This window comes from Xanthomonas sp. CFBP 8445, assembly GCF_025666235.1.
GTDB lineage: Bacteria > Pseudomonadota > Gammaproteobacteria > Xanthomonadales > Xanthomonadaceae > Xanthomonas_A > Xanthomonas_A indica.
Genome location: NZ_CP102594.1, coordinates 3,021,313 through 3,042,273 on the forward strand (window position 1 = coordinate 3,021,313; position 20,961 = coordinate 3,042,273).

Genomic DNA, 20,961 nt, shown 5'->3' on the forward strand with positions numbered 1-20,961 from the left:
GTGTACGCTCCCGCAGGCATACCAGGATTGGAATGGCCGGTGTCGCGGAACGCAGCACGATGGCGCCGGCGCACTTGCAACGACGGCATGCAGTCTCAGTTCGAACGTACGCTCCAGCCAGCGGGTACGCAATCCACGGCGATGCAGGCCAGGCTCAGCCCGCGCACTTCGCGCACAGCCCGTGCACTTCCAGGGTCTGCGCCTGCGGCTGGAAGCCCAGCGCCTTGGCGCGCTGCTCCAGTTGGCTGACCACGTCGCGGTCCTCCAGCTCCACCGCGCTGTGGCAGCGGTCGCAGATCAGGAACGGCACCGAGTGCTGGGCGCTGCTCGGGTGATGGCAGGCGACGAAGGCGTTGACCGATTCGAGCTTGTGCACGAAGCCGTTGGCCATCAGGAAGTCCAGCGCGCGGTACACGGTGGGCGGGGCGTCGGCGCCCACGCCCTTGCCTTCGCGCACCCATTCCAGCAGGTCGTAGGCCTTGACCGGGCGCCCGGCCTCGGCGATCAGCCGCAGCACGTTGGCGCGGATCGGGGTCAGGCGCAGACCGCGCTCGCGGCTGACCCGCTCCACCACCTTGACGAAGTCGGCAGCGTCGTGGACGTGGTGGTGCGGCTCGGTGCAGGCGGTCTTCTTGCTGGACATGGCGGTCTCCCGGGAATCAGCTTCCCGCTGGAATCTTGATGAGCGCGGCGTCGATGCGTTTCAAGGCCTCCTCGCGACCGGCCAGGTAGACGGTCTGCGAGATATCGGGGCTGACCTGGGTGCCGGTGATGGCCACGCGCAGCGGCTGCGCCACCTTGCCCATGCCGATCTCCAGGGTGGCGGCGGTGTCGTGCAGCGCGGCGGCGACGCCGTCCAGGCTCCACTGCGGCAGCGCGGCCAGCAGTTCCCGGGCCTTGCCCAGCGCCAGTTCGGCGCCCGGCTTGAAGTGCTTGGCCACCGCCGCGTCGTCGTAACTGGTCAGCGGGCGGTACCAGACCTCGGCCTTCTCGGCCATTTCCTTCAGGGTCTGCACGCGCTCGCGCAGCGCCACCACCACCTCGGCCGCGGCCGGGCCGGCGGCCGGGTCGATGCCGAGCTTGCGCAACTGGAACTCCAGCTGCGGCGCGATCGCCGCCGGGTCGTCGCTCTTGAGGTAGTGCTGGTTGACCCAGCCCAGCTTGGCCATGTCCAGGCGCGCCGCCTTGGAATTGACGTCCTTGACGTCGAACAGGTCGATCAGCTCCTGCCGCCCGAACAGTTCCTGGTCGCCGTGCGACCATCCCAGCCGCGCCAGGTAGTTGATCAGCGCGTGCGGCAGGTAGCCGGCATCCTTGTACTGCATCACGTCGGCCGCACCGGTGCGCTTGGACAGCTTGGCGCCCTGCTCGTCGAGGATCATCGGCATGTGCGCGAACTTCGGCACCGGCGCGCCCAGCGCCTGGTAGATGTTGATCTGCCGCGGGGTGTTGTTGATGTGGTCGTCGCCGCGGATCACCTCGGTGATGGCCATGTCCCAGTCGTCGACCACCACCGCGAAGTTGTAGGTGGGGTAGCCGTCGGGACGGAAGATCACCATGTCGTCCAGTTCGCTGTTGGCGATCTCGATGCGGCCCTTGATCAGGTCGTCGAACGCCACCACGCCCTCGGTGGGGTTCTTGAAGCGGATCACCCGGTTGGGATCGTCGCGATACGGCAGGTTCAGTTCGCGCGCGGCGCCGTTGTAGCGCGGCTTTTCCTGCCGCGCCATCGCCGCTTCGCGCATGGCGTCCAGTTCCTCGCGGGTCTCGTAGGCGTAGTAGGCCTTGCCCTGCGCCAGCAACTGCTCGGCGACCTCGCGGTAACGGTCCAGGCGCCGGGTCTGGTAGATCGGGCCTTCGTCGTAGTCCAGGCCCAGCCACTCCATCGCCTCCAGGATCGCATCGATCGCCGCCTGGGTGCTGCGCTCGCGGTCGGTGTCCTCGATCCGCAGCACGAATTCGCCGCCGCGGTGGCGCGCCTCCAGCCAGCAGTACAGCGCGGTACGCGCGCCGCCAATGTGCAGGTAACCGGTGGGACTGGGGGCAAAACGGGTGCGGCAGGCCATGGAACGCTCGAAACGACGGGAATCGGGCGATTTTACTCTGCCGTGGCGGCGCCTGCTGGCGCCGCGGGATTCGGGAGTGGGGATTCGGGATTGAGGCAAGCGGCTTGGTGCCGGGGCGACAGGTCCTCGCGAGCCGGGTGCGCAGTCGATTGCAGGGGACTTCCCGCTATGCGAAGGCGCTCAGCTCCGCGCGGAGCACGGCTGGCGCCAGTTGCCCGCGCCAGTCGCGGTCGTTGGCCACCTGGGCGGTGGCGCGGCTGGCCTCGAACGCGGCGAAATCCAATTCGGCGATCGCCCAGACCTGCTCGCCGCGGGTCTGCGCGACGATGCCGTCGGCGGGGAAACCGGCGTCCATCGGCGCGTACAGCGTCGCCTCGCCGGTGTTCACGTCCAGCGCCGGGCTCCACTCGGCGACGCCGGCGGTCACCGACTGGGCGACGAAGATGCGGTTCTCCAGCGCCCGCGCCAAGCAGCCCACGCGCACGCGGGTGGCGCCGGCCTCGGTGTCGGTGCAACTGGGCACCACCAGCAGGCGCGCGCCGGCCTCGTACTGGGCGCGAACCGGCAGCGGAAACTCGCTGTCGTAGCAGACCGCCACGCCGGCGCGCACGCTCTCGGCCTCGAACACCTTCAGCGCCTCGCCGCCGTCGATCAGCCCTGTGGCCTTTTCGAACCCGGTCAGTTGCAGCTTGTCCTGCCAGCCGTGGCCGCCGTCCGGGGTGAACCAGTAGGCGCGATTGCGGTAGCGGCCCTGCCCGTGGTCGAGCAGGAAACTGCCGGCAACCACGTGCAGGCGGAGGCGCCGCGCCAGGTCGGCAAACAACCTCATGTACGGCGCATGCAATGCCTGGATCGCGGCCAGCGAGGCCGGCAGCCGCGCCGACACCTCGGCGCCGAAGGTCGCGGCCAGTTCCAGCGACAGATACTCGGGCAGCACCGCCAGCTGCGCGCCAGCCTGCGCGGCCTCGCCGAGCAGCGCGGCCTGCTTGTCGGCGAAGGCGGCGAAATCGGCGGGCGCGCCGATCGGATACTTGGCGACGGCGACTTTCATGCGGCAGGCTCCAGCGCGCGGGTCCAGAACTCCAGGGTGTGCGGCGTTTCGCCGCGGTCGACCTCGTTCCACGACAGGTGCATACGCAGCGCCGGCTGCGGCTGGTAGCCGCGCTTGCGCCAGAACGCGTCGTTGCCGCGATAGTCCGGCGGCCGCCGCGGATCGTCGGGCGCCCGCTCCACCGAACAGAATGCGGTCAAGCGGAAGCGACCGAGCGCGCGCGCATGCGCCTCGCGCTCGTCGAAGAAGGCATGGCCGACGCCGCGACCGCGGTACTGCGGCAACAACACCGACTCGCCGAAATAGAACACCTCGGCCGGGTCGATCTCGCTGCCGGCGAAGGCCGCGGCGAAGGCCTCGGCGTCGTCGGCCAGCGGCAGCCCGGTGGAGGCGCCGACCACCTGGCCGCCGTCGCGCGCCAGCACGAACACGCTGTCCGGCGAGGCGGCATAGGCGGACAGGTACTCGCGTTCGTAGTCCAGATCGCCGTCGTAAAGGTAGGGCCAGTCGCGGAACACCGCGATGCGCAGTTGCGCGACCGCGTCCAGGAACGGCACGATCCCGGCGCCGCGCAGGCGCTGCATGGAGAGCGGAGAGTGCATCCGTGCACTCTACCGCAAGCGTTTCCCTGGCGCTGCCTGCCTGGCGATGCCCTTGCCCATGCGTCCTTGCTGCGTCCCTGCGTGGGCGTCCTGCCCGTCCCATGACGCACGCGCTTCCTTGCCCTGCCTGCCTGCGACGCCCTGGCGTGTGCGTCCTTGCGTGGACATCCAGCCCGTCCTGAGACGCAAGCGCCTCCTTGCGCCACCTGCCTGGTGAGGTCCTTGCGTCTGCCTCCTTGCCGCCTCCTTGCCGCCTCCCTGCGTGCGCATCCCTGCGTGCACATCCCTGTGTGCACATCCCTGTGTGCTTACCCTGCGCGTCCTATGACTACGCGTTTCCTTACGCTGCGTGGCCTGCGGCGTCCGCATGTGGCCTTGTCGCATCCCTGCGCGGGCGTCCTACCCGTGCAGTACCCGGTGGTGGCGTCCTGCCACCGCCGGCATTCCTGTCGTCCATGGCTGATGCCATCCGATCCCCCGCCGTGGCGGCGATCGGCGCGGGGCCCTGCCTCAGCGCCACCATCGGCACAGCAGTGCCGCCTGTGCCGGCAGCACCAGCAGCCGCGCGCGCCCCTGCGTCTCCCAGGTGACGAAGCCGGGCGCGGACCTACCGCTGGCGTTCTCCGCGTCCGCGTCCGTGTCCGCGGCCGGATCGTGGCGCACCGCGCGCCAGGGGCAGTAGCGCCACGGCGCGGTGTCGCCGGGCAGTGCCGCACGCGCCTGCACTGCGCCGCCCAGGAACGTCGCCGCGTCGCCGGCCAGGGCCGCGCGGCTGCGTTCGCTCAGGCGCAGCCACAGGGCGCCGCCGCGGTCGGCGGCGGTGACCAGCGCCGCCTGCGCACTGCGCGCCAGCGTCGCCGGCAGGTTGCCGTGATGCAGGCCATGGGTTTCGAATGCGGCAGGCAGCAGTGCCTGCAGGCGACGATGCAGATGACGGTGCGCGACCATGTCCGGTGCTCCTCGCGGCGGCTCAGCGCAGCGACGCGCCGAGCGCGTACCAGTCGATCCGGCGGGTGATCCACATGATCGCGCCGAGGATCCCGAACAGCAGCAGCGAGCCCATCAGCAGGGCGTTGTCTTCCGAGGCCAGCAGCCCGTACAGCGCGCCATACAGCACGGTGAGCATGGCGGCGAAGCCGGCCGCGCGCAGGCGGCTGCGCAGCACCCCGGACAGGTAGAAGAACTGCAGCCCGATACAGGCCGCCGCCGAGACCAGATAGGCCTGCCAGAACGGGATGTGCTCGGACAGGCTGAGCAGCAGCAGGAAGAAGATCGCCAGCGCCAGGCCGACCAGCAGGTACTGCAGCGGATGGATCGGCAGGCGCTTGATCAGCTCGAACAGGCCGAAGGCGACGAAGGTCAGCACCACGAACAGCAGGCCGTACTTGCTGGCGCGCTCGGCCTGGGTGTACACATCCACCGGGTCGACCAGGTCCACGCGCAACGCGTCCAGCTCCTGGCCGCCGGAGTCCGGAAGCGGCGACGGTCCGCGGGTGTCCAGCGCGGACTGCACCTGCGCCTGCGCACCGGTCGCCAGCGACGACAGCGCCCAGTTCGCCTGGAACCCCTGCGCGGTGATGCGGCGCTCGTTGGGCAGGAAGCGGCCGCCGAACAGCGGATGCGGCCACGGCGAACTCAGCGCGATCTGGTTGTCGTCGCCCACCGGCACGATCGACAGCGCCTGGGTGCCGTCGAGCACGAACTCCATCTGCACGTCGTGCAGATCGGTCAACCGCCCCTGCTGCGCATCGCGCAGCGCCGGCAACACGGCATGCACGCCCTTGGAGACGCCGGCCAGGCCCCTCGATCCCGGCTGCAGCGGCAGCGCGCGGCCGTCGGTGCGCAGATTGGGCGTGCCGACCAGGCCGCGCACGTCCTGCAGGCCGATCGCCAGGTACGGCGTGCCGTAGCGACGGCCGTCGACGGCGGCGTAGTCGAGATCGTCGAATTCGGCCTTGAGCCGTGCATGCCAGCTGTACACCTGCACCTTGAACAGGCCGATATGGCGCTGCGACGGCTTCAGTTCGCCCTCCACCTGCAGCCGCCGCGGCGCCTGCAGCACGTAGCCGGTCTCGGTCTCGCGCTTGGTCACGCGCTTGCCGTCGGTGTCGAGCACCGCGACCTCGCGCTCCTGGGTCCACGGGATCACCCGCAGCGGGCCGAGCAGGCGCTGTTCGCCGGCCTTGCTCTGCGACACACGCTCTACCGCTTCGTCGCGGTAGTGCTGGCGGTCTTGCACGGTGCCGCGAATCATCATCAGCGGGATCAGCAACAACAGGATCAATCCGCCGATGGTGGCGAATCGCAGGAGCAGTTTCAGGGATTTCATGGCCGCCTCGCGTCTTGAGAGGGCGCCAGGATGCTGCCGCTGCGTGGGCAGGGTTTGAGGCGAATTTGAAGTGGGTGTGAAGTGCGGGGATTGGGGATTGGGGATTGGGGATTGGGGATTGGGGGTTCGGGAATCGGGATTCGGGATTCGGGATTGGCAACCGGCATCCTTTCGACGCGGCCCATTGCCATTGTGGGAGGGACTTCAGTCCCGACGCGGGAACGCCGGCAGGCCGGCTCGGCGTGCCCTCGCGCGAATCGACCCGGGTCAGGCCAGCGGCAACGCCAGGCAGGCGACCGCGCCGCCGGTGTCGCGGTTGCGCAGGCTGGCATCGCCGCCGTGCAGGCGCGCCACCTCGCGCACGAACGGCAGGCCGAGGCCGGAGCTGCGCTGGCCGGTGGCCGGGCGTGCCAGCGAGTAGAAGCGCTCGAACACCCGCTCCAGCGCGTAGTCGGGCACGCCAGGGCCCGCGTCCTCCACCGACAGCAGCACGCGCGCATCGGCGCCGCGTTCGGCACGCAGCACGATGACCGCGCCCTCCGGCGAGAACGCGATGGCGTTGTCGAGCAGGTTGTGCAGCGCCTGCCGCAGCAGGTAGGGATCGCCCGATACCACCAGTGCCGGGTCCAGCGCCTGGACCTGCAGTTGCAGCCCACGCGCCTGCAGTTGCGGCGCCAGCGCTTCGGCCAGCTCGGCGCACAGCGGCGCCAGCGCCACCGGCGTGCGCCGCTGCAGCCAGCCGTATTGCTCCACCTCGGCCAGCGCCAGCAGCTTGTCGATGGTCTCGGTGAGGCGCTGCTGCTGCTCGGCGATGTTGCGCACGAAGCGCTGCCGCTCCGGCTCCGGCAGCGGTTCCTGCAGCAGTTCCGCGGCGCCGCGGATCGCCGCCAGCGGACTCTTCATCTCGTGGGTCAGCGACTGCACGTACTGCTCGACGTATTGCTTGCCCTCCAGCTTGCGCCGCATCGTCTCCAGGGCGCGGCCAAGATCGCCGATCTCGTCGCGGCGCGGCGGCGGCGGCGGTACCGGCGCACCGGCACTGACCGCCTGCGCGTAGCGGTTGAGCCGGCCGATCCCGCGCAGCAGGCCCCAGGTCATCAGGATCCCGATCAGCGCCGAGATGCCGATCAGCCAGGCGCCGCGCAACAGGATGCTGCGCTGGCTGGCGACGATGAAGGGCTCGATGCTGCGGTTGGGCTGGGACAGGCTCAGCACGCCGATCAGCCGCCGCGGGTCGGCCGGATCGTAGATCGGCGCGGCCACGTGCATCACCGTGTGGTTGGGATCGCCGTCGGCCTCGGGACTGGAGCGGGCGCCGTATTCGCCGCGCAGGGTGCGGTATACGTCGTTCCAGCGTGCGTTGTCGCGGCCGATGTCCTGCCCGCGCGAGTCGAACACCACGATGCCCGCCGCATCGGTGATGGTGACGCGGTAGTCGACGCTGTGCTTGGGGAAGCGCCAGACCATCGCGCGCGGATCGCGCCGTTGCGCGGCGGCCAGGTCGCGGGCGAACCGGCCGCTGGCGATGCGCCCGTCCTGCAGATCCTGTGCGGCCATCTGCGCCAGCACGTTGGCCGCGTCCACCAGGGTCGATTCCATCGCCTGGCGCACGCCCGGCTTGACCTCGTTGACGAACACCCGCATCACGAAGAACGCGGCCACGCCGACGATCAGGAAGAAGCCCAGGAACAGCTTCAGCCCCAGCCGCACCTCAGGCCTCCAGCGCGTAGCCGAGGCCGCGGTGGGTGCGGATCGGGTCGTGGACGGCGCCGGCCGCGCGCAACTTGGCGCGAAGGGTCTTGATATGCGTGTCGACGGTGCGGTCGGCGCTGTCGGCGCTGCTGTCCCAGCCGCGGTCCATCAGTTGCGCGCGGCTGAGGATGGCGCCGGGCCGCTGCAGCAGCGCCGCCAGCAGCGCGTACTCGTAGCGGGTCAGGTCCAGCACCGCGCCCTGCCAGCGGATGCGGCGGCCGTCGCGGTCGATGGCGAAATCGCCGTGCCGCTGCCAGCCGGCGTCGGCATCGTCGACCACTACCGCCGGACGCCGCAGCCGCGCCCGCACCCGCGCGACCAGTTCGCGCGGCGAGAACGGCTTGGCCATGTAGTCGTCGGCGCCCAGTTCCAGGCCGAGCACGCGGTCGATCTCCTCGTTGCGCGCGGTCAGGAACAGCACCGGCACCTGGCTGAAGCCGCGCAGCGTGCGGCACACCTCGAACCCGCTCAGGTCCGGCAGGCCCACGTCCAGCACCACCACGTCGATGCCGCCCTCGCGCAGCTGCGCCAGGGCCTCGCGCCCGAGCTGGCAGTGGCGCACCTGGTAGCCCTCGCTGCGCAGCGCGTACAGCACGGTGTCGGCAATGGCGGATTCGTCCTCGACCACGAGGACACAGGCGGCGGCAGGCGTGGACATGGCGCGCAGCATAGCCGCCACGCGGGCGCCGCGGCAGTCCATTCCGCCAGCGCCGGCATTGGCCGTCATAGGCTCAGCTGGCGGCACGTACGCTGGCCGTGCCCGGCGACGCCGCCAGTTCCACCCGGTTGCGGCCGCCGTGCCTGGCCCGCTGCTGGACTTCGACGACGACCTGTTGCGACAGGTCCGGCAGGCCCATGTCCAGGTAGGCGTCGGCGATACCGATCAGGGTCAGCAGCGCCACCCAGCCGCCATCGCGCTGCGCATCGAGCCGGCGCAGGCCCTGCAGGGTGCGCAGCGACTGCGCGTAGCGGCCGGCGTCGCGCGCGCCGAAGGCACGCATGCGCAGGGCCGCCGCGCGCAAGCGCGGGAACCGCTGCGCGTCGGTCAGCGCCAGGATCGTGATGGCGGGCTGCAGGTAGGCCGGGCGCTGGCCGTCGTTGTACAGCGCGTAGGTCTCGCACAGCAGGTACTCCAGGCGCACCTTCACATGGGCACGCGCGACCGCGCCGCGCTCGCCGCGCCGCGCCTGCTCCACCGCTGCGGCCGGCCCCTGCGGGACGTGCTGGCAATCGAAGGCGTCCAGGCGCGCGCGCCGCACCGGATCGTCGGCCGGCAGCAAGGCCTGTAGGCGCGCATGCGCGACACGGTAGGCCTGCTCGTCTGCTGCCATGTCCTTGCCATGCGCGCCGACATCCTCGATCAATGCATCGAACGCCGCGGCCTGCCCCGCGCGGGGGTCGGACGCCTGGTCACGGGCGGCGCGAATGCGGCGAACGGCAACGCTAGCGCCAGGACTCCAAGCAACAGGAAAAAAGGCATCGACATGCAAACCGTGGCACTCGCCGGCCGCCCACGCGGCACCGGCACTGCGCACCCGAACGCCCCGAACGACGCCTGCGCCCGGATGCACAGGCCCATCGTCCACGCCTTCCTGCCGCATGCCCGGCAGGCGCCACGCGACCGCCAGCGATCGCTCGGCCAGTGTACCGCGGCCACGGACCGTCCCTGCCCGGCGCCGCAGCCAAGCGTGGCCGGCTGGCGTGGCGCCCCGTACACTGCGCGGATGAATTACCGCCACGCCTTCCACGCCGGCAACCATGCCGACGTCCTCAAGCACATCGTGCTGCTGGCGCTGCTCGATGCGTTCAAGCGCAAGGACAGCCCGTTCTTCGTGCTCGATACCCACGCCGGGCGCGGCCGCTACCTGTTCGCCGCCAACGAGGCACGCAAGACCGGCGAGGCGGCCGCCGGCGTGCTGCGGTTGATGGGCCAGCCGACCCTGCCCGAGGTGGTGGAGCGCTACCTGCGCGCGGTGCAGGCCGACAATCCGGTGGGGGCGCTGGTCGCCTATCCGGGCTCGCCGTTGCTGGTGGCGCAGGCGCTGCGCGCACAGGACCGGCTGGCCGCCTGCGAGCTACAGGCCGAGGAAGCCGCCGAACTCAAGGCGCTGTTCGCCCACGACCGCCGCGTGCAGGTGCACGCCGGCGACGGCTATGCGGCGATCAAGGCATTCCTGCCGCCGAAGTCCGGGGCCAACCGGATCGGCCGCGGACTGGTGCTGATCGACCCGCCCTACGAGGCGCAGGATGCCGAGTACCCGCTGATCGTGGCCGCGCTGCGCGAGACCCTGAGCCGCTGGCCACAGGCGGTGTGTGTGGTGTGGTATCCGATCAAGCAGCGCCGCAGCCTGCAGCCGTTCTTCCGCAAGGCCGCGGCGCTGCCGGTGGCCTCGGCGCTGGTCGCCGAACTGCAGGTGCACCCGGACGATTCGCCGCTGCGGCTCAACGGCAGCGGCATGCTGCTGCTCAATCCGCCCTGGCAATTCGAGCAGACGCTGGCGCAGGCGCTGCCGCCGCTGAAGGCGCACCTGGGCGAAGCCGGCGCCAGCACGCGCCTGGAGTGGCTCAAGCGCGAGGCGTGAGTTGTCGTCACACGGCAGCGCGCACGCGCACGCTCAGAAGCAATCCCAGTTGTAGGCGACGCGGCTGAAATCGCCGCGCCGCAGGTCGTCCGGATCGATGAAGAAATTGGCGACGCCGCTGTCGCCCCACATCATCTCCTCGTCGCTGTCCAACTGCAGCAGCAGGACCTGCCGGTCCTGCGGCGTCCGTGGGTCTTCCTGGGTGAACTCCGGGTAGCCGCCGAGCTTGTGCCCGCCCCGGCTCAGCGCATCGAACAGCGCGTCGTCCACCGTATCCTGCGACACCGCGTGGCCGCTGGCGTACGCGGCGGCGACCTCCTCCAGCGGCTTCCCCAGCACCTGCTCGAACCGCACGTCGCTGCTGCCGATGGTTTCCTCACCGGCGTCGAACCGCATCGCCCGCGGCCGCGCCGGATCGAACGGCAACGTGTCGGCGGCCGGCGACGGCACCTCGACCTGCCGCGCCGACGCCTTCGGCTGCGGCCAGTACACCACGCGGAAATTGCGTTGTTCGCTTAGCGCAGCCAGGTCGATGCGCGCGTCGCCCAGGTTGGCGCCATAGAAGTCGTCGCCGCCGATGAAGAACTGCAGCATGCCCTGGCGCGGATAGCCCGGCAGGGGCGGCATCCGCGCCAGATCGATCTGCGCCAGCAGCGCCAGCGGCTGGCCATCGGCCGCGTGGGGATAAGGCTTGTCGCCGGTCCAGTAGGGGCGCCCGCCGACCTTGCTGGCCAGGCGATCGTCCTGCGCCATCGGCTGCAACTGCAGCTGCAGCACCGGCCGGCGCGTGGCCTGCAGGCGCGCCCGGTACGGCGCCAACGCCCCTGTCGCCAGTTGCTCCGCATCGGCGACAGGGGCGACAGGGGCGGCGCTGGCGGTCGTCGGCGTGGCGCTGTGCTGCATGCGCAGCAGCCACCGGCCGCCGCCCACCAGCAACAGCACCAGCAGCGCCGCCGTTCCCAGCCCGATCGCCGCCGACACGGCAACGGCATGCGATGTCTTCATCGTCGTGCATTCCCTTGGACGAAGCGCCACTGTAGCAAGGCCACCGCAGCCGCACACACGCAGGACGCTGCGTTCACGGACGCAGGTGTCGGCTAATGCGAGAATCCAGGCTTCGTCGAGGATCATACGGCCATGGCTACCCGCAACCGCATGCCTCCGTGGCATGAAACCTTCACCCTGCCCAGTGGGCGCGAACTGTTGATCCGGCCGATCCGGCCGGAGGACAGCGCGCCCCTGCAAGGCGCCTTCGGCCTGCTCGGGCCGACCGAGATCCGCGAGCGTTTCCTGCATTCCACCCAGGAACTGACCGAGGACATGGCGCAACGCCTCACCCATCCCAATCCGAAGTCGGAACTGATCCTGGTCGCGGCCGAGCCGCTGCCGCCGGGCGAGGCCGTGGTCGGCGCGGTGGCGCGCGCAGCGATCATTCCGGGCACCCGCGAGGCGCAGTACGCGATCCTGGTCAGCAGCTTCGTCTCCGGCCAGGGCCTGGGCCGGCAACTGATGCGCAAGCTGGTCAAGTGGGCGCGCCGCAAGTACCTGGACCGGCTCTACGGCGACGTGCTCGAACGCAATGTGCCGATGCTGCAACTGGCCGAGTCGCTGGGCTTCCAGCGCATGCCGCATCCGGACAATCCGGACCTGGTGCGGGTGGTGCTGGAACTGGGCAACTGAAACCTCGGGCCCCGGAACCCGGGACCCGGAAAGCCAGAGCTCCGCAGGCAGCTTTAGCTCCTGCTCTTCCGGGTCCCCGGTCCCGGGTCCCGAGTCCCGACCTTGCTAAACTAGTTGGTCCATGCCGCCCCTTTCCTTCCCCGTTCCGCCGCTGCCCAAATCCGGCCAGCTCCGCGCGCACTGGCGCGCTCCCGCCTCCTCCACCGCACTGGCCTGGCACATCGCCTGCGCCGCGTCCGCGCACCGCGGGCCGTTGCTGGTGGTGGCCCGCGACAACCAGAGCGCGCATCAGCTCGAAGCCGACCTGCACAGCCTGCTCGGCGACGACGCCAGCCTGCCGGTGGTGCCGTTCCCGGATTGGGAAACCCTGCCCTACGACCAGTTCAGCCCGCACCCGGACATCGTCAGCCAGCGCCTGGCGGCGCTGCACCGGCTGCCGACGCTGACCCAGGGCATCGTGGTGGTGCCGGTACAGACGCTGATGCAGCGGGTGGCGCCGTTGCGCTACATCGTCGGCGGCAGTTTCGACCTGCGCGTGGGCCAGCGCCTGGACCTGGACGCGGAGAAGCGCCGGCTGGAAAGCGCCGGCTACCGCAACGTGCCGCAGGTGATGGACCCCGGCGATTTCGCCGTGCGCGGCGGCCTGCTCGACGTGTATCCGATGGGCACCGATGCGCCGCTGCGGATCGAACTGCTGGACGAGGACATCGATTCGATCCGCGCCTTCGACCCGGAATCGCAGCGCTCGCTGGAACATGTGCAAGCGGTGCGCATGCTGCCCGGGCGCGAGGTGCCGATGGACGATGCCAGCGTGGAGCGGGTGCTCACGGCGCTGCGCGAGCGCTTCGACGTCGATACCCGGCGCAGCGCGCTGTACCAGGATCTGAAGGCCGGGCTGGCGCCGTCGGGCATCGAGTACTACCTGCCGCTGTTCTTCCAGGAGACGCGCAGCGGCGGCGCGCGCGAGGCCACCGCCACCCTGTTCGACTACCTGGGCGAGCACGTGCTGCCGCTGATCGCCCCGGGCGTGGGCGCCGCGGCCGATGCATTCTGGACGCAGACCCAGGCCCGCTACGAGCAACGCCGCCATGACGTGGAGCGTCCGCTGCTGGCGCCGGAGGAGCTGTACCAGGCGCCGGATGCGCTGCGCGAGCGCCTCAACGGGCTGCCGCGCATCGACGTGTGGGCCGCCGACCATCCGCGCATCGACGAGGCGCAGGCCTTGGGCGACCAGCCGCTGCCGCCGCTGCCGGTGGCGGCCAAGGACGCCGCGCCGGCCGCGGCGCTGAAGAGCTTCCTCGACCACTACCCGGGACGGGTGCTGATCGCCGCCGACTCGCCGGGCCGCCGCGAGGCGCTGCTGGAAGTGTTGGCGGCTGCGGAACTGAAGCCGGAGGTGCTGCCGAACTTCGCCGCGTTTGTTCCTTCTCCCTCCGGGAGAAGGTGGCGCGAAGCGCCGGATGAGGGTGCGGCGCCTGCGCGGTCCTCATCCAAGAAGGCTGCTGCTTCGTCCGCGTCCTCAACCGCAGCGCAGGCAAAGCTCACTAGCGGTCGTACCCTCACCCCAACCCCTCTCTCCCACGGGGACTCCCTGCGGTCGCCGGAGGGAGAGGGGCCCGACTCCGGTGAGGTGGGTGCGCGCTTCGCTATTGCGGTGGCACCGCTGGACGACGGCTTCGCGCTGGAGGCGCCGCGCATCGCGGTGCTGACCGAGCGCCAGTTGTTCCCCGAGCGCGCCAGCCAGCCGCGGCGCAGCCGGCGCGTGGGGCGCGAGCCGGAAGCGATCATCCGCGACCTGGGCGAGCTGTCCGAGGGCGCGCCGATCGTGCACGAGGACCACGGTGTCGGCCGCTACCGCGGGCTGATCGTGCTCGATGCCGGCGGCATGCCCGGCGAGTTCCTGGAAATCGAATACGCCAAGGGCGACCGGCTGTACGTGCCGGTGGCGCAATTGCACCTGATCAGCCGCTACTCCGGCGCCTCGGCCGAGACCGCGCCGCTGCATTCGCTGGGCGGCGAGCAATGGACCAAGGCCAAGCGCAAGGCCGCCGAGAAGGTGCGCGACGTGGCCGCGGAGCTGCTGGAGATCCAGGCGCGCCGCCAGGCCCGTGCCGGACTGGCGCTGCAGGTGGACCGTGCGATGTACGAGCCGTTCGCCGCCGGTTTCCCGTTCGAGGAGACGCCCGACCAGTTGGCCGCGATCGACGCCACCCTGCGCGACCTGGCCAGCAGCCAGCCGATGGACCGCGTGGTGTGCGGCGACGTCGGCTTCGGCAAGACCGAGGTCGCGGTACGCGCGGCCTTCGCCGCGGCCAGCGCCGGCAAGCAGGTGGCGGTGCTGGTGCCGACCACGCTGCTGGCCGAACAGCACTACCGCAACTTCCGCGACCGCTTCGCCGACTACCCGCTCAAGGTCGAGGTGCTGTCGCGCTTCAAGAGCAGCAAGGAGATCAAGGCCGAACTGGAGAAGGTCGCCGCCGGCAGCATCGATGTGATCGTCGGCACCCATCGCCTACTGCAGCCCGACGTGAAGTTCAAGGACCTGGGCATGGTCATCGTCGACGAGGAGCAGCGCTTCGGCGTGCGCCAGAAGGAAGCGCTGAAGGCGCTGCGCGCCAACGTGCACCTGCTCACCCTCACCGCCACGCCGATCCCGCGCACCTTGAACATGGCCATGGCCGGCCTGCGCGACCTGTCGATCATCGCCACCCCGCCGCCGAACCGGCTGGCGGTGCAGACCTTCGTCACCCAGTGGGACAACGCGCTGCTGCGCGAAGCCTTCCAGCGCGAACTGGCGCGCGGCGGCCAGCTGTACTTCCTGCACAACGACGTGGAGAGCATCGGCCGCATGCAGCGCGAGCTGAGCGAGCTGGTGCCGGAGGCACGCATCGGCATCGCCCACGGACAGATGCCCGAGCGCGAGCTGGAAAAGGTGATGCTGGATTTCCAGAAGCAGCGCTTCAACGTGCTGCTGTCGACCACGATCATCGAATCGGGCATCGACATCCCCAACGCCAACACCATCGTCATCAACCGCGCCGACCGCTTCGGCCTGGCGCAGTTGCACCAGTTGCGCGGCCGCGTCGGCCGTTCGCACCACCGCGCCTACGCCTATCTGCTGGTGCCGGACCGGCGCAGCATCACCCCCGATGCGCAGAAGCGGCTGGACGCGATCGCCTCGATGGACGAACTGGGCGCCGGCTTCACACTCGCCACCCACGACCTGGAAATCCGCGGCGCCGGCGAACTGCTGGGCGAGGACCAGAGCGGGCAGATGGCCGAAGTCGGCTTCAGCCTGTACACCGAGCTGCTAGAACGCGCGGTGCGCAGCATCCGCCAGGGCAAGCTGCCGGATCTGGACGCCGGCGAGGAGGCGCGCGGCGCCGAAGTGGAACTGCACGTGCCGGCGCTGATCCCCGACGATTACCTGCCGGACGTGCATACCCGCCTGACCCTGTACAAGCGCATCTCCAGCGCCCGCGACAGCGACGGCCTGCGCGAACTGCAGGTGGAGATGATCGACCGCTTCGGCCTGCTGCCGGATCCGGTGAAGCACCTGTTCGCGATCGCCGAGCTGAAGCTGCAGGCCAACGCGCTGGGCATCCGCAAGCTGGAACTGGGCGAGCACGGCGGGCGCCTGGTGTTCGAGGCCAAGCCGAACGTGGATCCGATGACCATCATCCAGATGATCCAGAAGCAGCCCAAGCTGTACGCGATGGACGGCCCGGACAAGCTGAAGCTCAAGCTGCCGCTGCCGGAAGCGGCCGACCGCTTCAATGCCGCGCGCGGCCTGTTGACCGCGCTGTCGCCGCGCTGAGCGGCGCGGGCGATCCTGCCCGCGCCGGCTTCCCACACCGACCGCCGGGCATCGCCACACGGTCGCCCTGCCCGGCTGCCTCGCCCCGATCGCCGGCCACGTGCGGCGGGGTACGGGCGCGTCTGCCGCGTCGTCACTGTGCAGCGGCCTTCACGTGAGGACCGACGCGCCCGCGCATCGCGCGGCGATTTGACGCCTTCACACGCCATTCCGTTTGGCACAGCACATGCAGAGACCTGGGTATCCACCGCATCGGCGCGGAGATGGGATGCGCATCGCGGCGCGTGTCTGAACCACTCAGGCTCGCGTGCGCTGCACGAGACAAATGGTTCACACGGGCTAAATATTTCTAAATATTTCCCATCCGCGCCGATATCGCTGGTACCGAAGCCTGCACGCGCCCGTCACGGCGTGCTGCCGGCTTTCCACTTGCCACTGCCGGAGACCCGCCATGCGCTCGACGCCCCCCGATGAACAGGACCTGCCGCTGCAGCTGAGCGTGGACGGCGACATGACCATCCGCCGTGCGGCCGAACTGAAGCCGCTGCTGCTGCCCGCGCTGGAGCATCCCGGCGGCCTGCGCCTGCAGCTGCAGGAGGTGACCGACATCGACGCCACCGGCGTGCAGCTGCTGCTGGCCACCCAGGCCGCACTGCGCGCGCTGGGACGGCCGTTCCAGCTGGAGGGCTGCAGCACCGCGGTCGGCGATGCGCTGGACCTGCTTGGCCTCGGCGACGCGTTCGAGCGCGTCGGCAACGACACCCTTCACTAATCGGCAGCACGACATGAATCTGGCCCAATTGCTGCAGACCTTCATCGCCGAGAGCCGCGACCTGCTCGAGGACATGGAACGCAACCTGCTGGAAGCCGAGCGCGGCGAAGCCGGTCCCGACGCGGTCAACGCGATCTTCCGCGCCGCCCACACCATCAAGGGCTCCGGCGGCCTGTTCGACCTGGCGCAGCTGGTCGGCTTCACCCACGTGGTGGAGAGCGTGCTGGACCTGGTGCGCGAGCACGCGGTCGCGCTGGATTCGGAACTGATCCAACTGATGCTGGCCTGCTGCGATCACATCCGCGCGCTGGTGGAAGCGGCGGCCGGCGCCGAGGCAGACGAAGCCACGCTGGCCGCCGAGGGCGCACCGCTGCTGGCACGCCTGCAGACCTACCTGCAACCGGCCGCTGCACCGGCCACCACGGCGAGCGCCACCGCGGCAACGCCGGCAGTACCAGCCGCGCCTGCGCAGACCGGCTACTGGCGGATCTCGCTGCAGCTGTTCACCGACGCGCTGCGCTTCGGCAATTCGCCGCTGCACCTGATCCGCTGCCTGCGCAGCCTCGGCAGCCTGGAGGCGGTGCGTACCCGCCACGAGCGCGTGCCGGCGCTGCCGGACCTGGATCCGGAGGCGTGCTACCTGGGCTTCGACATCCTGCTGCGCAGCGACGCGCAACAGGCCGCGATCGAGGACATCTTCGAGTTCGTGCGCGACGACTGCGACCTGCAGGTGTTGGCGGTGGAGCCGAACGGCGACGCGGCCAACCTGGACCTGCCGCTGCTGGTGGCCGAAGCCGGCAGCCAGGCCAGCGCCGACGATTTCGCCGGGTTCGAAAGCGTCGCCGCCCCGGAGGCCGCGCCCGCCGCGGCCGCACCGGCCGTGGCCAGCGCGCCGGCCGCGGCCGCGAGCGCCGCCGCCAACGCCGGCACGGCCAAGGCCGCGGGCGCACGCGGCGAAGGCGGCTCGATCCGCGTCGACGCCGACAAGCTCGACCGCATGATCGACCTGGTCGGCGAACTGATCATCGCCGTCGCCAGCACCGGTGCCAACGCGCAACGCACCGGCGACGCGCAATTGCTGGAATCCACCTCGATCCTCGCCGGGCTGGTCGAGGAAGTCCGCGAAAGCGCGCTGCAGCTGCGCATGGTCAAGATCGGCGGCACCTTCAGCCGCTTCCACCGCGTGGTTCACGACGTCGCCCGCGAACTGGGCAAAGACATCGTGCTGGTGGTCAACGGCGAGGACACCGAGCTGGACAAGTCGGTGGTGGAGAAGATCGCCGATCCGCTGACCCACCTGGTGCGCAACGCCATGGACCACGGCATCGAACCGGCCGAGGTGCGCCAGGCGCGCGGCAAGCCGGTGCGCGGCACGGTGCGGCTCAACGCCTTCCACGATTCGGGCAGCATCGTCATCCAGATCAGCGACGACGGCGGCGGCCTCAACCGCGACCGGATCCTGGCCAAGGCGCTGGAGCGCGGCCTGATCGAACCCGGCCGCCTGCTCTCGGACCGCGAGGTGTTCGCGCTGATCTTCGAGCCTGGCTTCTCCACCGCCGAGAAGGTCACCAACCTGTCCGGCCGCGGCGTCGGCATGGACGTGGTCAAGCGCAACATCGCCGCGCTGCGCGGCAGCGTCGACATCAGCAGCCAGCAGGACGTCGGCACCACCATCTCGGTGCGGCTGCCGCTGACCCTGGCGATCATCAACGGCTTCCAGGTCGGGGTCGGCAAGTCGGTGTTCGTGGTGCCGCTGGACGTGGTCGAGGAATGCGTGGAGTTCGCGCCGAACTACCAGAGCGAGTACATCGACCTGCGCGGCAACGTGCTGCCCTACGTGCGCCTGCGCTCGCTGTTCGCCATCGCCGGCGCGCCGCCGGCGCGCGAGAGCATCGTGGTGATCCGCCAGGGCTCGCAGCGTTTCGGCCTGGTGGTCGACACCCTGCTCGGCGAGTGGCAAACGGTGATCAAGCCGCTTTCCAAGGTGTTCGCCCAGGTCAAGGGCATCAGCGGCTCCAGCATCCTCGGCAGCGGCGGGGTCGCGCTGATCCTGGACGTGCCGTCGCTGCTCGGCCAGTTGCAACCCGGCGCCGAATCGCTGGCGGCCTGAGCCGTCGCGCCCGGTCATTCCCCCGCCGCACCCTTCATCAGGAATCCTTGTCATGTCCCAGAACCGGACGCTCCTGTTCACGCTCCCGACGGCCGCCATCGTCGCCGTCGCCCTGCCTGCCGCCGCGGCCGTCGCGGCGCTGGCGCTGCCGCTGGCCGGTGGCCTCGCCTGGACGCTGGTCGCCGTGGCGACGCTGGCCGCCGCCGCAGTGCTGGGCCGCAGCGTACACGCGGCGCAGCAAGCGGCCGCAGCCGCGCAGCGCGAACTGGAATTGGCCCGCACCGGCCTGCAGGCACTGGCGCTGGGCGAACTGGACCGCGTGGACGTGGCGGCGGCGGGCGGCAGCGAGATCGGCCAGGCCCTGCTCGCCGCGCAGCGGCCGCTGCGGCAGCTGCAGGCCGACGTGGCGCACATGACCAGTGCGCACGCCGCCGGCGACTGCGACGTGATGCTGGACGCGGCGAGCGCCAACGGCGCCTATCGCGTCGTGGCCGGCGACATCAATCAGCTGGTCGGCGGCCATATCGGCCTGTGCAAGCAGGCGATCGACTGCGTGGGCGAGTTCGGCCGCGGCAACTTCTCCGCCCCGCTGGCCGCCTTCCCGGGCAAGAAGGCCTTCATCAACGACACCATCGAGCAGGTGCGGCGCAACATGCTCGGCCTGATCGCCGAGATGCGCCGCGTCTCCGAGCAGCACGAAGCCGGCGAGATCGACGCCAGCATCGACGGCGCGCACTTCCAGGGCGACTTCCGCAGCGTGGCCGAGGGCATCAACCGCATGGTCGGAAGCCACATCGCGGTCAAGAAGCAGGCGCTGGGCGTGGTCGCCGAGTTCGGCCGCGGCAATTTCGACGCGGGCATGCCGCAGCTGCCCGGCAAGAAGGCCTTCATCAACGAGACCCTCGAGCAGGTGCGCGGCAACTTCAAGCGCCTGATCGGCGAGATCGCGCGCATGTCCGAGGAGCACGACCGGGGCGACATCGACGTGCAGATCGACTGCACGCACCTGGACGGGCAGTTCTGCGCCATCGGCAAGGCCATCAACCGCATGGTCGCCGCGCACATCGCGGTCAAGAAGCAGGCGCTGAGCGTGGTCGCCGAGTTCGGCCGCGGCAACTTCGACGCGCCGATGCCGCAGTTGCCGGGCAAGAAGGCCTTCATCAACGAGATCATCGAACAGACCCGCGGCAACCTGCGCAGCGTCGGCGACGTGATCAAGGTCATGGGCGCGATGGCCGAGGGCGACCTCAGCCGCCAGGTGCAGGGCCAGTACGAGGGCGCCTTCGCCGACATGCAGCGCTACGTCAACGCCACCATCGACAAGCTCACCAGCATCGTCACCGAGGTCAACGGCAACGCCGCCACCCTGGCCAGCGCCGCCGAGGAACTGTCGGCGACCGCGCAGTCGCTGAGCCAGGCGGCCAGCGAGCAGGCCGCCGGCGTGGAGGAGACCAGCGCCTCGCTGGAGCAGATGACCGGCTCGATCGCGCAGAACGCCGAGAACGCCAAGATCACCGACGGCATGGCCAGCAAGGCCTCGCGCGAGGCCGCCGAGAGCGGCGAGGCGGTACGCGCCACCGTCGCCGCGATGAAGGAGATCGCCCGCAAGATCGGCATCATCGACGACATCGCCTACCAGACCAACCTGCTGGCGCTGAATGCGGCGATCGAGGCCGCACGCGCCGGCGAGCACGGCAAGGGCTTCGCCGTGGTCGCCGCGGAGGTGCGCAAGCTGGCCGAGCGCAGCCAGGTGGCCGCGCACGAGATCGGCGATGTCGCCGGCACCAGCGTGACCCTGGCCGAGACCACCGGGCGCCTGCTCGGCGAGATGGAACCGTCGATCCGCCGCACCTCCGACCTGGTGCAGGAAATCACCGCCGCCTCCGAGGAGCAAAGCACGGGCGTCGGCCAGATCAACGCTGCCGTGGTTCAGCTCAGCCAGACAACACAGCAATCCGCTGCCAACGCTGAAGAATTGGCCGCCACGGCCGAAGAAGTAAGCAGCCAGGCAGAACAGTTGCAAACGCTCATGAGCTTCTTCACCACCGGCGCCACCACCTCCCCGGCACCGGCCCCACAACCGCGACGCCTGCCGATGTCGGCGCAGCGCGCCCCACGCGCCCGCAGCTTCGGTGGCCCGGCGGCCACCGCCCAGGCCGCGCGCCTGGAAGAAGCGGCGTTCGTTTCGTTCTGATCCCTC

Annotated in this window: 16 protein-coding genes; 6 read left to right on the top strand and 10 right to left on the bottom strand. The window is 70.3% G+C overall.

The window, feature by feature from the left end:
- Positions 1–154 precede the first annotated feature (154 nt).
- The 9 genes from NUG21_RS12890 to NUG21_RS12930 all read right to left on the bottom strand — a co-directional run bounded on the left by NUG21_RS12890 (position 155) and on the right by NUG21_RS12930 (position 9,131).
- The gene (locus tag NUG21_RS12890) at positions 155–643 is read right to left on the bottom strand and encodes a transcriptional repressor (RefSeq protein WP_017907264.1); all 489 of its coding nucleotides are present in this window, start codon (positions 641–643) and stop codon (positions 155–157) included.
- 16 nt (positions 644–659) lie between these two features.
- Positions 660–2,066 carry a glutamate--tRNA ligase gene (gene gltX, locus NUG21_RS12895; RefSeq protein ID WP_263391072.1) on the bottom strand — a complete coding sequence of 469 codons (1,407 nt, stop codon included), beginning with the start codon at positions 2,064–2,066 and terminating at the stop codon, positions 660–662.
- A gap of 166 nt (positions 2,067–2,232) precedes the next feature.
- Complete coding sequence (locus NUG21_RS12900) at positions 2,233–3,117, bottom strand: carbon-nitrogen hydrolase family protein (protein WP_263391073.1); 885 nt, start codon at positions 3,115–3,117, stop codon at positions 2,233–2,235.
- Positions 3,114–3,719 carry a GNAT family N-acetyltransferase gene (locus NUG21_RS12905; RefSeq protein ID WP_263391074.1) on the bottom strand — a complete coding sequence of 202 codons (606 nt, stop codon included), beginning with the start codon at positions 3,717–3,719 and terminating at the stop codon, positions 3,114–3,116. The genes NUG21_RS12900 and NUG21_RS12905 overlap by 4 nt, the downstream gene beginning before the upstream one ends.
- A gap of 510 nt (positions 3,720–4,229) precedes the next feature.
- Positions 4,230–4,667, bottom strand: a complete 438-nt coding sequence (locus tag NUG21_RS12910; protein WP_263391075.1) for a hypothetical protein — start codon at positions 4,665–4,667, stop codon at positions 4,230–4,232.
- 22 nt (positions 4,668–4,689) lie between these two features.
- Positions 4,690–6,048: a cell envelope integrity protein CreD gene (gene creD, locus NUG21_RS12915; RefSeq protein WP_263391076.1), complete on the bottom strand. Its 1,359-nt coding sequence runs from the start codon at positions 6,046–6,048 to the stop codon at positions 4,690–4,692.
- 267 nt (positions 6,049–6,315) lie between these two features.
- Positions 6,316–7,758, bottom strand: a complete 1,443-nt coding sequence (gene creC, locus NUG21_RS12920; protein ID WP_263391077.1) for a two-component system sensor histidine kinase CreC — start codon at positions 7,756–7,758, stop codon at positions 6,316–6,318.
- Between the two features lies 1 nt (position 7,759).
- Positions 7,760–8,470, bottom strand: coding sequence for a two-component system response regulator CreB (gene creB, locus NUG21_RS12925; RefSeq protein ID WP_263391078.1), 711 nt, complete (start codon positions 8,468–8,470; stop codon positions 7,760–7,762).
- A 61-nt stretch (positions 8,471–8,531) separates the two neighbouring features.
- Positions 8,532–9,131 (bottom strand): hypothetical protein, encoded by a 600-nt coding sequence (locus NUG21_RS12930; RefSeq protein ID WP_263391079.1) that lies wholly within the window; start codon positions 9,129–9,131, stop codon positions 8,532–8,534.
- A 393-nt stretch (positions 9,132–9,524) separates the two neighbouring features.
- Between NUG21_RS12930 and rlmJ the strand changes: the two genes are divergently transcribed.
- Positions 9,525–10,382: a 23S rRNA (adenine(2030)-N(6))-methyltransferase RlmJ gene (gene rlmJ / locus NUG21_RS12935; RefSeq protein WP_263391080.1), complete on the top strand. Its 858-nt coding sequence runs from the start codon at positions 9,525–9,527 to the stop codon at positions 10,380–10,382.
- A 33-nt stretch (positions 10,383–10,415) separates the two neighbouring features.
- On the opposite strand, the gene NUG21_RS12940 is transcribed toward rlmJ, so the two are convergent.
- Complete coding sequence (locus NUG21_RS12940; RefSeq protein ID WP_263391081.1) at positions 10,416–11,387, bottom strand: YwqG family protein; 972 nt, start codon at positions 11,385–11,387, stop codon at positions 10,416–10,418.
- Between the two features lie 132 nt (positions 11,388–11,519).
- Between NUG21_RS12940 and NUG21_RS12945 the strand changes: the two genes are divergently transcribed.
- From NUG21_RS12945 to NUG21_RS12965, 5 genes are all read left to right on the top strand, one after another.
- Positions 11,520–12,062: a GNAT family N-acetyltransferase gene (locus tag NUG21_RS12945; RefSeq protein ID WP_019797389.1), complete on the top strand. Its 543-nt coding sequence runs from the start codon at positions 11,520–11,522 to the stop codon at positions 12,060–12,062.
- 121 nt (positions 12,063–12,183) lie between these two features.
- Positions 12,184–15,879 (top strand): transcription-repair coupling factor, encoded by a 3,696-nt coding sequence (gene mfd / locus NUG21_RS12950; protein ID WP_263391082.1) that lies wholly within the window; start codon positions 12,184–12,186, stop codon positions 15,877–15,879.
- Between the two features lie 451 nt (positions 15,880–16,330).
- On the top strand, positions 16,331–16,651 hold the full coding sequence (locus tag NUG21_RS12955; protein WP_019798878.1) for an STAS domain-containing protein: 321 nt from the start codon (positions 16,331–16,333) through the stop codon (positions 16,649–16,651).
- Between the two features lie 13 nt (positions 16,652–16,664).
- Complete coding sequence (locus NUG21_RS12960; protein ID WP_263391083.1) at positions 16,665–18,761, top strand: chemotaxis protein CheA; 2,097 nt, start codon at positions 16,665–16,667, stop codon at positions 18,759–18,761.
- A 52-nt stretch (positions 18,762–18,813) separates the two neighbouring features.
- On the top strand, positions 18,814–20,955 hold the full coding sequence (locus tag NUG21_RS12965) for a methyl-accepting chemotaxis protein (RefSeq protein WP_263391084.1): 2,142 nt from the start codon (positions 18,814–18,816) through the stop codon (positions 20,953–20,955).
- Positions 20,956–20,961 lie beyond the last annotated feature (6 nt).

What these genes read in the sequence shown, in the direction of transcription:
- gltX (WP_263391072.1), bottom strand. Translation starts at nt 2,066, where the DNA reads ATGGCCTGCCGCACCCGTTTTGCCCCCAGTCCCACCGGTTACCTGCAC.
- NUG21_RS12910 (WP_263391075.1), bottom strand. Translation starts at nt 4,667, where the DNA reads ATGGTCGCGCACCGTCATCTGCATCGTCGCCTGCAGGCACTGCTGCCT.
- NUG21_RS12955 (WP_019798878.1), top strand. Translation starts at nt 16,331, where the DNA reads ATGCGCTCGACGCCCCCCGATGAACAGGACCTGCCGCTGCAGCTGAGC.
- NUG21_RS12890 (WP_017907264.1), bottom strand. Translation starts at nt 643, where the DNA reads ATGTCCAGCAAGAAGACCGCCTGCACCGAGCCGCACCACCACGTCCAC.
- creB (WP_263391078.1), bottom strand. Translation starts at nt 8,470, where the DNA reads ATGCTGCGCGCCATGTCCACGCCTGCCGCCGCCTGTGTCCTCGTGGTC.
- NUG21_RS12945 (WP_019797389.1), top strand. Translation starts at nt 11,520, where the DNA reads ATGGCTACCCGCAACCGCATGCCTCCGTGGCATGAAACCTTCACCCTG.
- NUG21_RS12930 (WP_263391079.1), bottom strand. Translation starts at nt 9,131, where the DNA reads ATGGCAGCAGACGAGCAGGCCTACCGTGTCGCGCATGCGCGCCTACAG.
- mfd (WP_263391082.1), top strand. Translation starts at nt 12,184, where the DNA reads ATGCCGCCCCTTTCCTTCCCCGTTCCGCCGCTGCCCAAATCCGGCCAG.
- NUG21_RS12900 (WP_263391073.1), bottom strand. Translation starts at nt 3,117, where the DNA reads ATGAAAGTCGCCGTCGCCAAGTATCCGATCGGCGCGCCCGCCGATTTC.
- NUG21_RS12965 (WP_263391084.1), top strand. Translation starts at nt 18,814, where the DNA reads ATGTCCCAGAACCGGACGCTCCTGTTCACGCTCCCGACGGCCGCCATC.
- creD (WP_263391076.1), bottom strand. Translation starts at nt 6,048, where the DNA reads ATGAAATCCCTGAAACTGCTCCTGCGATTCGCCACCATCGGCGGATTG.
- rlmJ (WP_263391080.1), top strand. Translation starts at nt 9,525, where the DNA reads ATGAATTACCGCCACGCCTTCCACGCCGGCAACCATGCCGACGTCCTC.
- NUG21_RS12940 (WP_263391081.1), bottom strand. Translation starts at nt 11,387, where the DNA reads ATGAAGACATCGCATGCCGTTGCCGTGTCGGCGGCGATCGGGCTGGGA.
- NUG21_RS12960 (WP_263391083.1), top strand. Translation starts at nt 16,665, where the DNA reads ATGAATCTGGCCCAATTGCTGCAGACCTTCATCGCCGAGAGCCGCGAC.
- NUG21_RS12905 (WP_263391074.1), bottom strand. Translation starts at nt 3,719, where the DNA reads ATGCACTCTCCGCTCTCCATGCAGCGCCTGCGCGGCGCCGGGATCGTG.